The sequence below is a fragment of the Microcystis sp. Msp_OC_L_20101000_S702 genome, assembly GCF_007095705.1.
In the GTDB taxonomy this organism is placed as follows: domain Bacteria; phylum Cyanobacteriota; class Cyanobacteriia; order Cyanobacteriales; family Microcystaceae; genus Microcystis; species Microcystis ichthyoblabe_A.
Window position 1 is genome coordinate 1 of record NZ_SFBO01000141.1, and the last position, 13,448, is coordinate 13,448.

Below are 13,448 nucleotides of genomic sequence, written 5' to 3' on the forward strand. Positions count from 1 at the left end.
TAACAATTCTCGCACCGCTTGGTTTTGCGTTTTTCCCCGTCCTAATAATCTTAACCAAAGAGTCTCAGCAGTCACAGGCAATTGATTAATAGCGATAATTGCCGTGCGATAAAGCAAGGTAAGAAAATAGACTCCTTCTGGCCAATCTGGCTCTAATTTTGCCCCAAATCCTTCTAAAACAGTGATACGAGCGGAAGGGGATAAAATCCACAAACGAGGGGCATTATCTTCATTATTGTAGCTCTGATTTTCCCGTTTGGCTTGTCTTTGCAGTTCGGCTAAAATCGCCAAAAGTTTTGCTAAACAATTACGAATCTCGCTACGGTTGGGAGGATTGCGATAGGGTTCAATTAAGACAGTATTAAGGACAATTCTGCCTAATAATCCCAGATAATCGGGGTTGGGTTCGGGATTGGGGGAAAAAAATACATCTATCTGTCGCGTTTCATCGCTGACTTCTTTGCTGATTTCGACGGTTCCCAGGGGAGAAAGTAATTGTTCAAGGTAATTTTTGGCAAATTGATCATGGGGTTTCATGGGGTTTCTTGAATAGCTCGTCGGACCTGTTCTAAGTCTAAATCCAAAGCTTGAGCGATTTGTTCCACACTTAAACCCAAAGCCAGCAAACGGGGAATAGATTCCAGTTTTCCTTCCAGTTTTCCTTCCTGTCGTCCTTCCCGTTTAGTTGCTTCCCTCCATTCCTGATAGGTTTGAGATAAAGTCATAAACACCTCTCTATCTTCAGTTTCTAGGATGTTATTTATTTCCATACTAACCCGCCAACTAATTAATAATTCCAGTACATTTTCCCAGAAAGCATTAGAACTCTTGCAAATTAATTATATGTTATAATGCTGGGTTAACTAATTTTTTTGGGAAAATTAGTTAATTGGTACATCGGGGTGAGAGCATCTCAAACGCTAAAAAAGGTAAAAATTTCGGCTCTTCGTTACTTGTTATGGTTCGATAGGGGGGCATAAATTGACTAAATCCTTCTCTGGCAAGAGACTTAATTGATGAGTTCGCTCTAGATAAAAAACAATTGACAAAAATCGCCAAATGCCTTTCTAAATAAGGGTTCCATCCCTTATAACCCCAGTCCATTGCATAACACAAACCGAAGAACCAAGATTTCCATTATACCATAAAAAAATTATGCAAGATGTATATTATTGTAGGGACGAATTGCCTTCGCTCCTACAATAATAATTATTAACGGTATTAGCAGAGGATTGTTGATTACTTTCCTCTAGTTTTTTCGGCCCAAACTTTGCTGGGTAATCCCCAAACATAGATGAAACCTTCGGCAGCTTTATGATCAAACTGATCCTCGGCTCCGTAGGTAGCTAAATCGGGAGAATAGATAGAATTGACTGACTGACGACCGACCACTTTAGCGTTACCTTTAAACAGTTTGAGTCGCACCGATCCCGTTACCTGTTCTTGGGTTTTGAGGATAAAAGCATCGATCGCTTCCTTTAAGGGACTGTACCACAATCCTTTATAAATTAACTGTCCGTAGGTATCTTCAATTCCCCGTTTATATTGGGTAACATCTCCAGTTAAAGTTAAACTTTCTAAGTCCCGGTGAGCATCAATTAAAACTAATAAAGCCGGGGCCTCGTAAATTTCTCGCGATTTAATTCCCACTACCCGGTTTTCGATCATATCTAAACGACCAACACCGTGTTTACCCACTAGGTCATTTAATTGACTAATTAGCGTGACAGAATCGAGATTTTCTCCGTTTAAACTGACAGGAATACCCTGATTAAAACCAATATCGACGTATTCCGGCTCGTTGGGAGTATCGGCGATCGCTTTGGTCATTAGATAGATTTCTTCCGGGGGTTCCGTCATCGGATCTTCCAAGGGACCGGCTTCAATACTGCGCCCCAACAGGTTACGATCGATACTAAAAGGCGAGGATTTTTTCACAGGGGACTCGATCCCGAATTTTTCCCCGTAGGCGATGGTTTCTTCCCGGCTCATGCCCCATTCCCGGGCGGGAGCGAGAACTTTTAAACTAGGATTAAGGGTCATAATGCCCACATCAAAACGCACTTGATCGTTACCTTTGCCAGTGCAACCGTGAGCGACGGCATCGGCCCCGTATTTCTCGGCGGCCTCTACTAATAATTTAGCGATTAAAGGACGAGCCAGGGCGGTAGAAAGGGGATAACGATTTTCGTAGAGAGCATTAGCTTGAATTGAGGGAAAAGCGTATTCTTTGACGAATTCTTCCTGAGCATTGACCACTAAGGATTCGATCGCTCCGCAGCGCAGAGCTTTTTCTTGAATTGGTCCTAATTCGTCTCCCTGTCCTAAATCGGCGGCTAGGGTAATCACTTCTTCTACTCCCCATTCCTGTTTGAGATAGGGAATACAGACGGAAGTATCGACTCCTCCGGAATAAGCTAAAACCACTCTCTTGGCGCGTCCCATAATTTTTTCACCTAAAAACGACTAATTGATTACTCTTTTAAGTTTATTATATATCTTGGGGATTGGATGCTTCTTTTTTAATGCTTTTTTGTTTAGTTTTTGATGAAGAAAAGGAATAGGAAGTCACGAGCAAAGAGCCAAAACTAAACAGGCAACTGGCCGCTATTTACGTTTACTGGCAGCACGACGGGGGGATTTTTTCGGAGCGGTATTTGGGGGATTATCGTTAGTTTTATCTTTAAATATTGGAATAGTAAAATGAAACTGACTGCCGTTATTTTTGCCCTGGGATTCTGCCCAAATTTCGCCGCCCCAACCATTAACGATCTGACGACAGATAGCCAGTCCTAAACCGGTTCCCCCAGCACTGCGTCGCAGGGCCCCCTCCTCTTGGTAAAAGCGATCAAAAACCTGTTCTAAACGATTGGGTTCGATCCCGCGTCCAGTGTCAGAAATGGTTACTTCTAGAGTTTTTGGCTTTCCCGAAGCGACTTCGATCGAGACATTTCCCTCCCGTCCGGTAAACTTACAGGCATTATCGAGAAGTTTGGAGAGTAATTCCACTAACCACTCGCCATCGGCTAAAACAAAGGGCAGATTAGGGGGGACAAGATTGCTAATTTTTGGATTTTCGTTGTCGAGATTGCGGGAGTGAACGTGACTGATGGCTAATTCCACACATTCCGATAAGGATAAAGCTTCAGGATTCCAATTAACCCGGCCACTTTCTAACCTGGAAAGAGTTAAAAAATCTTGGATTAATTTACGCATTCGTTCCGCATCTTTCAGAGCAGTATCAAGCATAATTTGGCGCATTTCTGCCGGCATATCCGGTTCCGAGGCCAAACTTTCTAGACAGACTTGAATGGTGGACAGGGGGGTGCGTAATTCGTGGCCGGTAATGGCGACTAAATTAGAACGAGTGCGATCGAGGGCGGCTAATTGTTCATTTAAATCCTGTAAATTAGCGTAGGCTTCTGCTTGAATGAGGGCGACTCCGATTTGAGTGGCCACCGCGTCCACCAGGGCGACATCCTCGCTTTTCCAAGTGGTGGTATAGGGTCCACAGTGATGCAGTTCCAACATTCCCAAGAGACGACTTTGGTAAAAAATCGGTACTAATAACCAGGAATAGATGGAACATTCCCGCACCAGATTTTGAATGGAATCGCCGGGGAGACGGGGATCGTGAATAGCGTCTTCAATTTTCAGGGATTCTCTCAATTCCAGCGCTTCCTGAAAAAGAGGATTATTTTTCAGAGGCCATTTTTGTCCTTTGATGGAACTAATGCCGGAGTTTAAAAATTCGTGTTCGATGGTGGCGTTAATGTCGGCTTCCTTACAACGATAGACCACGCAGCGACAGACTCCCAATCCCTCCCCCAATTTCCGCACTGCCACCTGGAGGATATCTTCCGGATCGAGGGAACGACGGATCGCCGCTGTCACCGAGTTGATCAGTCTTTCTTTGTGTTCTTTCGATGCCAGGGAACGATTGGCTTTCAGCAGTTTATACTGTCCCGCTTGCAAATAAGTGACCAATCGCTGGACAAAGGGATCCGGTTCCTCTTGATGATCCCTATCCGTCAGTTCACAGATCAGGTATTCTTCTTGAGCGCGCCTAATTTTGTCCGCCAGTTCGGGACGATAATCGAGAATATGATTTAAGAGAATTTGGGCGGCCTGTTGACTCACATGGCGATCACTCGTCCAAATCCCCTCAAAACGGCGATTATTATCCATAGCTGCCCTATTTTCCCCTTCGGCTACCAGATGGGTTCGCTCCCGACAGATTAAACAACTAGCATAATGGCGACTGATAACCACTAGATGCCATTCTTGGGCTAAACTGTCGTCCGGTTGAAAAGCGATCGTCTCGCAAACGTCGGAACTATGCTTAAAATCGGTTTCTGGGGCTGACAAAACATAAACTTGCCCGCTTTTGTGGGCAATGCGTCGGTAGCGATGGGCCTCTTGACGATAAAAGCGCTCACGCTGAAAACTGGCAATCACTAACGGTTGATCGTCTTCCGCTAAAACCTGATCCTCCATGGCGTGGGATAGCGCGGTCAGGGATGCTTTGAAGTACATCTGCGATCGCCATTGGGGGAGTAACTGCAACAGTTCTGTTAAAACAGAAGTTGATCTGCTCATCGATGATCTGTTTCGAGTCGAGTGTGACTAGCAAGCGCAATAGAGGGAACTAGCAATTTCTCCCTTGACCCTATCCTACAGGCTCAAGGGGACAAGAGGTGAGATCGTGTCGTGATCGCAAGAAATTTAAACCGAGTGATGCCAAAAAGTGAGGGAAATTATTCTAGTTAACTAGAGGTTGCTGAATAAATCTAAAAACCTTGTTGGGTCAGACTTTTAGACTTTTGAGAAATCAAAAAGTGCCAGCCGTTGCGGAGATCGGGGGGAAAATTCAGGTACTTTTTCCCTGAAAATTAGGTAACTGACTACCTCAAAATCGGTAAAACCCCACACCCCACACCCCACACCCTGCCCCCAGGAAAAGCTTTTTGCCGCAAACCCTAACTAGAGGTTGCTGAATAAATCTAAAAACCTTGTTGGATAAGACTTTTAGACTTTTGGGAAATCAAAAAGTGCCAGCCATTGGAGGGATCGGGGGGAAATTTTAGGGACTTTTTCCCTGAAAATTAGGTAATTTACCAGATGAAAATGGGTAAAACCCTACACCCTACACCCTACACCCCACACCCTGCCCCCACGAGAAACTTTTTGCCGCAAACCCTAACTAGATGTAGGCGACTTTCATTGCCCAAAGGATCAGAGCAATAATACTACCGATAACGATAATCGACGATATCGCCACTACTGCCGGTTTATCGGCTCCCTCGAATTTCATGATGCCACGATTTAAGTCTGACATTGCTTTTAACTCCTTTTCATGAGATGGATAAGGTATGAGACACTTTCGGATCATAAATTAGCGAACTCTCATCTATCCGTGTTATTAGAAATTGGTATCATTCGGCTGTCTTTAATCATTCTAGGCGTTCTTTTCCTTCTTGGCCTTCTCCTTGAGGCTATTTTAAGAATTGTCTTCGGGTTCGGTAATCCGCTTATTTACAAAGCCGATGCCGAAATTGGCTATCTTTTGGCTCCTAATCAACAAACGCGCCGGTTTTCCAATTTTATCGCCGTTAATCAGTATTCGATGCGGAGCGATCCGATTACACCCCAAAGGCCCCCAGAGACGACGAGAATAATGTTAATCGGTGATTCGATCGCTAATGGCTCCTGGTGGACAGATCAAAAAGAGACCATTTCTGCTTTAATCACCAAAAGTTTAGGACAGAATCTGACAGGTTCGGTGCAAGTTCTCAATGCTTCGGCTAATTCGTGGGGACCGCGCAATCAATTGGCCTATCTGCGACGTTTCGGCACCTTTGAATCTCAGGTGATTGTGTTATTAATGAACACCGATGATCTGTTCGCTTTAGCTCCTAGTTCGGCGGTGGTGGGACGAGAAATTAATTATCCCGCTCGCCGGCCGGCTTTAGCTTTAATCGAATTATACGATCGATATTTTAAGCGTTATCCTCCCCTACCACCGGTGCAAGAAGGAGGCGATCGAGTGGGCAATAATTTAACCGCTCTTGCCCAAATTCAAGCCCTTGCTCAGGCTAATCAAGCCCGTTTAATTATCGCTATTACCCCCCTTATTCGCGAAGCTCAAAAACAGGGGCGAGATTATGAATTAAAAGCCCGTCAAAGACTAGCAGATTTCACCAGCAACCAGCAGATTTTTTATCTAGATTTTCTGCCCATTTTTCAAGCACATTCTAATCCTGATTCCCTCTATATCGATAATATTCATCTTAGTCGAGACGGTAACGAGTTAATTAGTCAAAAACTGACCGAGGCAATCAAAAAAGTCTTTTAATTAGGGTTTACTGAATCAGTTATCAGTTATCAGTTATCAGTTATCAGATGTGAGTTTTCAGTTCACATCCTTATCAGTAAACAGTTATCAGTTATCAGTTATCAGTTCACTGTTTACTGATTACTGTTCACTGATTACTGTTTACTGAAAATACTTCCCACTTCCCTAACAACCATACCAAAGCTTTTCTATTTGTTTTGCTAGGGCCAATAACTCAGAGCGATCGCTTGTATCCCTTAAGAGGGTGACATGGCCTAATTTTCGACCGGGACGGGATTTTTTACCGTACCAAAAAACGTGAGCGTCTGGAATTGCCGCTAAAACTGCTCTTTTTTCGCCATAATCACCGTCACTATCCTCAAAACCCAATAGATTAACCATGACTGCCCCGGCAGATTTTAAATCCGTGGCTCCGAGGGGCAAATTAGCCACTGCTTGCAGTTGTAGGGAAAATTGGGAGGTAAGACAGGCAGAAAGGCTGTAATGACCCGAATTATGGGTACGGGGAGCGATTTCATTAATCAATACCTCCCCCTGCGGAGTGACAAATAACTCGATCCCGAAAACACCCACCGCCGACAAACTACTTAACAGATGATGGGCGATAGGTTCGGTTTGAGCCTGTAAAGATTGGTTAAGAGCGGCGGGAGCGATTACCCAGTGACAGACTTGCTCCTCTTGATAGGTTTCCACCACGGGATAGGTGACGATTTCCCCAGTTAATCCCCTAGCGGCAACGATGGCTAATTCGCGCTCGTAGGGAATATAAGCTTCTAACATCAAGTCAAGACGCTCTAATTGCGGCTTTTTGGCGTTTAATTCTTCAGGAGTGCGGATAATAAAGGTTCCCTGACCATCATAACCCTGTCGTCGCGCTTTCAGCACTAGCGGAAAAGGATAATTTTCTAGTTGGGATAAATTATCTATCGCCCAAAAATCAGGCACAGGCAACCCTAGAGAGCGTAAATAACATCTTTGCTCGTATTTATCCAATAGGGGGCGCAGATTTGCCAAACTAGGATAGAATTTAACTCCTGTGGCCGCTAATTCTTCTAGGGCATCTAAATTAACAAACTCATTTTCAAACGTGATCAGATCACAGTGTTGAGCTAGTTTTTTTGTGCCTTCCGCGTCAGCTATTTCGGCGAAAACAACCCCGTCAGCTAAAGCAACGGCGGGATCGTCGGGGTGTGGTGTTTGTACAATCAGAGAAATGCCTAATTTCTTGGCTTCCTGTGCCATCATCCATGCTAATTGTCCACCACCAATAACACCAACCCTTGTTTGCATCATTGATCACATCCTAAAGATTCCGGGGTAGAGATGCCGGTTTTTGAGTTGACACCCTCGGCTCTTTCACAGAGATTTTTGATTTGTTGAGCGTCAAGCACGGCAAAACTAAAATCAGCACCGTTGATATTGACTCCCTCGAAAATGGTACGCAGCATAATTGCTTCGGAAAAAATGGCATCGCTTAAATCGGAATTTTTAAAGGTACTCAGATAGGCTAACCCATTGGTTAAGTCCGCTCCATGAAAGTTGCCTTCGATGATAGAGGCTCCGTTAAACACTGCCCCGCGCAAATCGGCAGAGCTAAAGTTAGAATCTTGCAGATTAACGTTAGTAAATTGGGCAGATTGCAAATTTTGTCCCGAAAAATCCTTTCCTGTCAGATTCTGGTTTTCATAACTGGCATTGGCTCCTGTGACAGCAGCAGAACTGGCAGCTAAGGCATTGACAGGAGATAGGATAAGTAGTAGGACAAAAAAAGCGATCGCTAATCGAAAGATAGTCTTCATTGGCGGAAAATTCCATCAGTGGGCATTCTTGATTTTATAGCAGTAAGTCATCAGCCGTCAGCTTTCCGCCGGCTGCGAGAAATTGCTGGCACACAAACCTTTATAATAGCTGTCTGAGCTTATACTGTCATGCAATTTGGTCTAAACAAAAATATTTAAGCCACAGGCCCTCAGCTTTCAGCTAAATAAGGTAAAAGACAAAAGTTAATTAATTTTCTCTCTCCTGACTTCTATTTCTAAGGACAATTTCTGATTTATACAAGAGGTTTGATGGATACACCACAACTTTTATTTAATGGTTTAGCCGTCGGTAGTATTATTGCTCTGGCTGCTGTCGGTTTAACCCTTACCTGTGGCATTTTGCGTCTGTCTAATTTTGCCCACGGCGATTTTATGACTTTAGGTGCTTACATAACTTGGCTGGTAAATGCTCAAGGGATTAATCTCTGGTTAGCGATGCCGGTGGGGGCAGCGGTGACAGCTATTGCCATGCTCATTGCCGAGAGATTATTATGGAAACCCATGCGCGATCGACGGGCTGATTCTACCACTTTAATTATTATTTCGATCGGTTTGGCTTTATTTCTTCGCAATGGTATTTTAATGATCTGGGGCGGCAGTAATCAACGCTACGATCTGCCTGTGATGACCGCTACAGAAATTTTTGGTATTAAAGTAGCTTTCGATCGCTTGTTAGTTATTGGTTTGGCAATTATAGTTATTATTGCCCTCCATTTTTTATTACAAAAAACTAAGATCGGTAAGGCGATGCGTGCCGTAGCTGACAGCAACGATTTAGCTAGAGTAACTGGAATTAACGTCGAATGGGTTGTCTTCTGGACATGGATAATTACCGGAGTTTTAACTGCTTTAGCTGGAGGGATGTTCGGGTTAATTACTGGGGGAGTACGTCCCAATATGGGCTGGTTTTTAATCTTACCAATGTTTGCGGCCGTTATTTTAGGTGGTATTGGTAATCCCTACGGAGCGATTGCTGGGGCTTTAATTATTGGTGTTGCTCAAGAAATTAGTGTCCCCTTAATTGGTTCTGATTATAAATTAGCCGTGGCTTTATTAATTATGATCTTGCTGTTATTATTCCGTCCCCAAGGTTTATTTAAAGGCACGGTTTAACAGTTATCAGTTATCAGTTATCAGTTATCAGTTATCAGATGTAAGTTTTAAGTTATTTATTTATCTTCATCTTTATCCCTGTTTACTGTTTACTGGACGGCTACGCCGTGCCTTTGGCAACACTGAAAAGCCCAATCTTTAATCCTGAATATATTCTTCCCCGGTGATTAAAGCGTATTCAGCGCGGGTGAATTCTCGACCTAAATAAGCAGCATGATCGAACATAGTAATAGGACAAGGTTGGGTTTCTTCGATCACTTTGACGGCTAATTCTTTGGCGGTTCTCGCGGTGTAAATAGACTCAGGATTGCGATCAAGTTTTTGCCTAACACCGATAACTTTTCCCGTTTCTGGATCGACGGCTAAACCTTTTTCGTTGATAATATTGCTGTAATGTTTGGCACAGATTAACCCAGCTTCTCGGTCGAGATAAATAATAAAATATCCTGCGGGATCGAGAGCGATCAGACGTTTGGAAAGTTGATGATCAATAGCGGTGATTTGGGATTTTAATTCGCTCATTTTCTTGACAAAATCACTTAAATAGGGTTTGCTGAAAAAGTTTGTTGGTGGGGCTAGGAGTCAGTAGCCGGTCGTCAGGAGTCAGTAGCCGGTCGTTTCAGGCTTTGTTGCCCTTCTTTTTTTGTACCAGTTTATGTACTATAAAAAGAATAATGGAAGGTTTTTGAATGTCCCAATCCTATATTCTTGCACTAACATCGGATTTTAACAGGTCAAAAGCCTTATTTTAAAAGGGTTTTACCATTATTCAGCAAGCCCTAAATATGTAGTTGAAAGCAAGAGCAAATTATATCACATACCATCATCCTTGTCCTCTCCTCTGGCAACAGGAGGATAAACTCAGAAAAACATAAACAGGGACACTTGTAGAGTAGACCTCCTGCAAAAATCGGAAAAGTTAGTATAAAATGAGGAAAAGTTTCCCGTGTACTATGATTTACGAACGAATCGAAAACTTAAAGCCCGAGGAATTCAAACGCTTAACCGGAGTCTATCCCGAGACTTTCTCGCTAATGGTAAAAATTGTATCGGCCGAGAAGGCATTTCACAAAAAATCGGGAAGACCGAGTAAATTAAGTGTGGAGGAACAAATCTTAATGGCTTTAGAGTATTGGAGAGAATATCGAACTTACTATCACATCGGAACGAGTCGGGGAATTGACGAGACAACAGCGATGAGAATTATTAAAAAAGTGGAAGACATACTAATTAAGTCAGGACTCTTCAACCTGCCAGGCAAAAAAACGCTCGTCCGAGAGAGTATATCGGTGGAGCGAGTAGGGGTAGATGTGACAGAACACGAGATAGAAAGACCAAAAAAAAACAGAAGCGATATTATAGTGGGAAACAAAAATGCCATACCATAAAATCACAGATTGTAGCCGACGTAAAAACGAGAATGATTCTCTGTACCGCTTTCGGGACGGGCAGAACACACGATTTTAAAGTGTGGAAGACTAGCCGTGTCATGATGAATAAGAGAATCGAATGTTTAGCAGACAAAGGGTATCAGGGAATTCAAAAGCTTCACGAGAATAGTAAAATCCCTCACAAGAGAAAGTCGAAACAAGAGTTAACGAAAGAACAAAAGAAATTTAATCGACAATTATCGAGAGAGAGAGTAGTGATTGAAAATATTCATCGTCATTTGAAAATCTTTAGAATTCTGTCTTCCCGGTATAGAAATCGAAGAAAGCGTTTTAAATTAAGACTAAATCTACTCGCAGGTATCTATAACTACGAACTTTCAGGGTAAGCGCATCTTAACAATCCTTGACAAAATAAACTTTATGTGAGTTGCTTACCCAGAGAGCGATTCAGGCATATTTGAGGAGAATTGGCCATCTCAATTGTTAAGCAAAAATCGACCCATTTGGTCGATTTCGTAACTATTCTGATTGACTGGTATCACTTGAAATGCCCATGCGGATCACAAAATTGGCCAATTGTCAATAGCGTTTGAAATGCTCTCACCCTGGGAAGACATGGAAAATTATGGACTCAGTAAGCAGTCTTGGTTATCTGAGTTTTTAGAATTACCTAATGGCATTCCTTCTGATGATACTTTTCGGCGGGTTTTTGAACGGATTAACCCGGAAGCTTTGACCAAAGTTTTGTCTCAATGGCTGCCCCATTTAATCGGTTCTCTTTCGGGGGAAATAGTTCCCATAGACGGGAAAAGTCTCAGAGGTTCTTACGACTGTAATCAAGGAATTAAAGCTTTGCATTTAGTGACGGCTTGGGCGGGGGAGCAGAAATTAGTTTTAGGACAAGTCAAGGTGGAAGATAAATCCAATGAGATTACTGCTATTCCCGCTTTATTAGAACTATTAGACCTTCAAGGGGCAATTATCACCCTTGATGCTATGGGAACTCAAACGGCGATTATTAATCATATTCAAGCCAAAAAAGCTGACTACGTTGTCGCCCTTAAAGCTAATCATCCGACTCTTTATACTCAGGTCAAAAACTGGTTTGAGCAAGCTCAAGCACATCAATTTGATGGTATTCAATTTAGTTATGATTACCGTCTGGAAAAAGGTCATCATCGCCTCGAAAAACGTTGGTGTTGGGCTGTACCCTTAGAAGCTTTCGGCGGTCTTTATCAACAGGCTCAATGGCAAGGACTTCAAAGTATTATCATGGTTAAACGAGTTCGTCATCTTGGGAATAAAACCACTTGTGAAGTCCAATTTTATCTCAGTTCTCTCCCCGCTGATGCTCAAAAAATAGGTAATGCTATTCGTAAACATTGGGGCATTGAAAATCAGGCTCATTGGATTTTAGATGTTACTTTTAATGAAGATAAATCTCGGATTCGCTCAGGCCACAGCCCTCGTAATGGGAGCCTTCTTGAGACGAGTAGCACTTAACGCTCTTAACCAGGAATCCACTTACCGACGTAGTCTGGCACAAAAAAGTAAACGGGCGGCCATGGATAATGACTATATGATGGCTGTGCTGAAAGCCTTTTGTCAAGCCTAATTGAGATGCTCTTACCCTGTTAGAAGAACTAGAAAGAGTAATTAAATTAATTAGAGAAAAATGGTCAAATACTCAGATATTAGTACAAGGAGATAGTGCTTATGCCAGGGAAGAAATTTTTAAATTCTGTGAAGATTTTCAAGGAGTCGATTATGTTATAGCTATGGCAAAGCCAGTTGAAGTTACGAGCGACCGAGGTAATTGGGAAAGCTAAAAATGATTATCAGCAAAAACTTGAGCCTGTTAATGTTTTAATGGAGACGCTATTTTCTCCTGAAGAAAAATTAGAAGAAGTTGGGGAATTAGTTCCAGAATCGACTTTTTATCGCTCTCTTTGCTACAAAACTCAACAATCTTGGAGTCGTTCAAGAAGAGTTGTTACCAAAGTTTGTCATGGTAGTAAAGGATTGAAAATTCGTCATGTTGTCACATCTTTACCAGCTTCAAAAATCATCCACTCAAAGCTTTATACAGACAAATATTGCCCTAGAGGAGAAATGGAAAATCGTCTTAAAGAACAACAACTAGATTTATTTGCTGACCGGACTTCAACCCAGACATTCGAGAGTAATCAATTAAGATTTTGGCTATCATCAATGGCTTATGTCTTGATGCAGGCTTTTCGTCAAAATTGCTTATCTAAAACCGCTTTTGCCCAAGCAACAGTAGGAACAATTCGTCTTAATTTTCTGAAATTGGGGGCGAGAATTACTGTGAGCGTTAGAAGAGTTTTAATCGCCATCGCTAGTTCTTGTCCTTATCAAGATATTTTAGTGATAGCTTACTCTAGAATTCAAGGACTTCCTGCTCCTGGATAAGTCGAATAGTTCTCAAAAACAACTAAATAATTTTAAAAAGGGCTGTTCATAAATTCAGCCTGTTTTATCATGAAAATTTTGACTAATTGACTAGATTTTATCTGTTGATTACGCAAAAATTTGGCTGGTTTTGTCGAATTATCGCTCGGCAACCTTCAGAGTTTTTCTTAATTTTTAAAAACACAACTCTCAACCTCTAAATGGTGTAATTAACTACATCCAAAACGGTATGAAATAAAAAAGCTAGTAAATTCAAAGACAATAAGAACTCGCACAAATGATTCTGACCATGACCAAAGTTATGCTCTAAATTATAACCGTGATTTTTAAGAACGT

At 42.3% G+C, this 13,448-nt stretch carries 10 protein-coding genes and 4 pseudogenes; 5 read left to right on the plus strand and 9 right to left on the minus strand.

Annotated elements, in window-relative coordinates:
- The 5 genes and pseudogenes from EWV60_RS15275 to EWV60_RS15295 all read right to left on the minus strand — a co-directional run.
- A pseudogene (locus EWV60_RS15275) lies at positions 1–537 on the minus strand (flagellar assembly protein H); the annotation flags it as partial.
- Positions 534–770, minus strand: coding sequence for an RpnC/YadD family protein (locus tag EWV60_RS15280; protein ID WP_287233150.1), 237 nt, complete (start codon positions 768–770; stop codon positions 534–536). The gene EWV60_RS15280 and the pseudogene EWV60_RS15275, both read right to left, overlap by 4 nt.
- A gap of 469 nt (positions 771–1,239) precedes the next feature.
- Entirely contained in the window at positions 1,240–2,445 is a 1,206-nt protein-coding gene (locus tag EWV60_RS15285) for an argininosuccinate synthase (protein ID WP_002790869.1), read from the minus strand.
- Positions 2,446–2,607: 162 nt separating this feature from the next.
- The gene (locus EWV60_RS15290) at positions 2,608–4,599 is read right to left on the minus strand and encodes a DICT sensory domain-containing protein (RefSeq protein ID WP_287233152.1); all 1,992 of its coding nucleotides are present in this window, start codon (positions 4,597–4,599) and stop codon (positions 2,608–2,610) included.
- A gap of 604 nt (positions 4,600–5,203) precedes the next feature.
- On the minus strand, positions 5,204–5,338 hold the full coding sequence (locus tag EWV60_RS15295) for a hypothetical protein (RefSeq protein ID WP_002736350.1): 135 nt from the start codon (positions 5,336–5,338) through the stop codon (positions 5,204–5,206).
- 78 nt (positions 5,339–5,416) lie between these two features.
- Between EWV60_RS15295 and EWV60_RS15300 the strand changes: the two genes are divergently transcribed.
- Positions 5,417–6,355, plus strand: coding sequence for an SGNH/GDSL hydrolase family protein (locus EWV60_RS15300; protein ID WP_193977658.1), 939 nt, complete (start codon positions 5,417–5,419; stop codon positions 6,353–6,355).
- 165 nt (positions 6,356–6,520) lie between these two features.
- Here EWV60_RS15300 and EWV60_RS15305 read toward each other — a convergent pair whose 3' ends face one another.
- Positions 6,521–7,648, minus strand: coding sequence for a 5-(carboxyamino)imidazole ribonucleotide synthase (locus EWV60_RS15305; protein WP_287233154.1), 1,128 nt, complete (start codon positions 7,646–7,648; stop codon positions 6,521–6,523).
- The gene (locus EWV60_RS15310) at positions 7,645–8,154 is read right to left on the minus strand and encodes a pentapeptide repeat-containing protein (protein WP_287233157.1); all 510 of its coding nucleotides are present in this window, start codon (positions 8,152–8,154) and stop codon (positions 7,645–7,647) included. The genes EWV60_RS15305 and EWV60_RS15310 overlap by 4 nt, the downstream gene beginning before the upstream one ends.
- A gap of 270 nt (positions 8,155–8,424) precedes the next feature.
- Here EWV60_RS15310 and EWV60_RS15315 point away from each other — a divergent pair, with 270 nt between their 5' ends.
- Positions 8,425–9,288, plus strand: coding sequence for a branched-chain amino acid ABC transporter permease (locus EWV60_RS15315; RefSeq protein ID WP_002747356.1), 864 nt, complete (start codon positions 8,425–8,427; stop codon positions 9,286–9,288).
- 138 nt (positions 9,289–9,426) lie between these two features.
- On the opposite strand, the gene EWV60_RS15320 is transcribed toward EWV60_RS15315, so the two are convergent.
- Entirely contained in the window at positions 9,427–9,810 is a 384-nt protein-coding gene (locus EWV60_RS15320) for a DUF4346 domain-containing protein (RefSeq protein ID WP_287233158.1), read from the minus strand.
- A gap of 431 nt (positions 9,811–10,241) precedes the next feature.
- Here EWV60_RS15320 and EWV60_RS15325 point away from each other — a divergent pair.
- The 3 genes and pseudogenes from EWV60_RS15325 to EWV60_RS15335 form a co-directional block, all read left to right on the plus strand.
- Positions 10,242–11,065 (plus strand): IS5 family transposase gene (locus EWV60_RS15325; protein ID WP_287233160.1). Its coding sequence is split into 2 segments (ribosomal slippage): positions 10,242–10,632 and positions 10,632–11,065, totalling 825 coding nucleotides; the frame shifts between segments, so codons are not numbered across the junction.
- Between the two features lie 220 nt (positions 11,066–11,285).
- Positions 11,286–12,294: pseudogene (locus EWV60_RS15330) on the plus strand (ISAs1 family transposase); the annotation flags it as partial.
- Positions 12,295–12,313: 19 nt separating this feature from the next.
- Positions 12,314–13,112 (plus strand): annotated as a pseudogene (locus EWV60_RS15335) (IS1380 family transposase); the annotation flags it as partial.
- A 202-nt stretch (positions 13,113–13,314) separates the two neighbouring features.
- Here the strand turns inward: EWV60_RS15335 and EWV60_RS15340 are convergent.
- Positions 13,315–13,448: pseudogene (locus EWV60_RS15340) on the minus strand (ISNCY family transposase); the annotation flags it as partial.

Bases quoted from the DNA above. Each gene is read 5' to 3' on its own strand.
- EWV60_RS15280 (WP_287233150.1), bottom strand. From the start codon at position 770: ATGGAAATAAATAACATCCTAGAAACTGAAGATAGAGAGGTGTTTATG.
- EWV60_RS15305 (WP_287233154.1), bottom strand. From the start codon at position 7,648: ATGATGCAAACAAGGGTTGGTGTTATTGGTGGTGGACAATTAGCATGG.
- EWV60_RS15315 (WP_002747356.1), top strand. From the start codon at position 8,425: ATGGATACACCACAACTTTTATTTAATGGTTTAGCCGTCGGTAGTATT.
- EWV60_RS15320 (WP_287233158.1), bottom strand. From the start codon at position 9,810: ATGAGCGAATTAAAATCCCAAATCACCGCTATTGATCATCAACTTTCC.
- EWV60_RS15295 (WP_002736350.1), bottom strand. From the start codon at position 5,338: ATGTCAGACTTAAATCGTGGCATCATGAAATTCGAGGGAGCCGATAAA.
- EWV60_RS15290 (WP_287233152.1), bottom strand. From the start codon at position 4,599: ATGAGCAGATCAACTTCTGTTTTAACAGAACTGTTGCAGTTACTCCCC.
- EWV60_RS15310 (WP_287233157.1), bottom strand. From the start codon at position 8,154: ATGAAGACTATCTTTCGATTAGCGATCGCTTTTTTTGTCCTACTACTT.
- EWV60_RS15285 (WP_002790869.1), bottom strand. From the start codon at position 2,445: ATGGGACGCGCCAAGAGAGTGGTTTTAGCTTATTCCGGAGGAGTCGAT.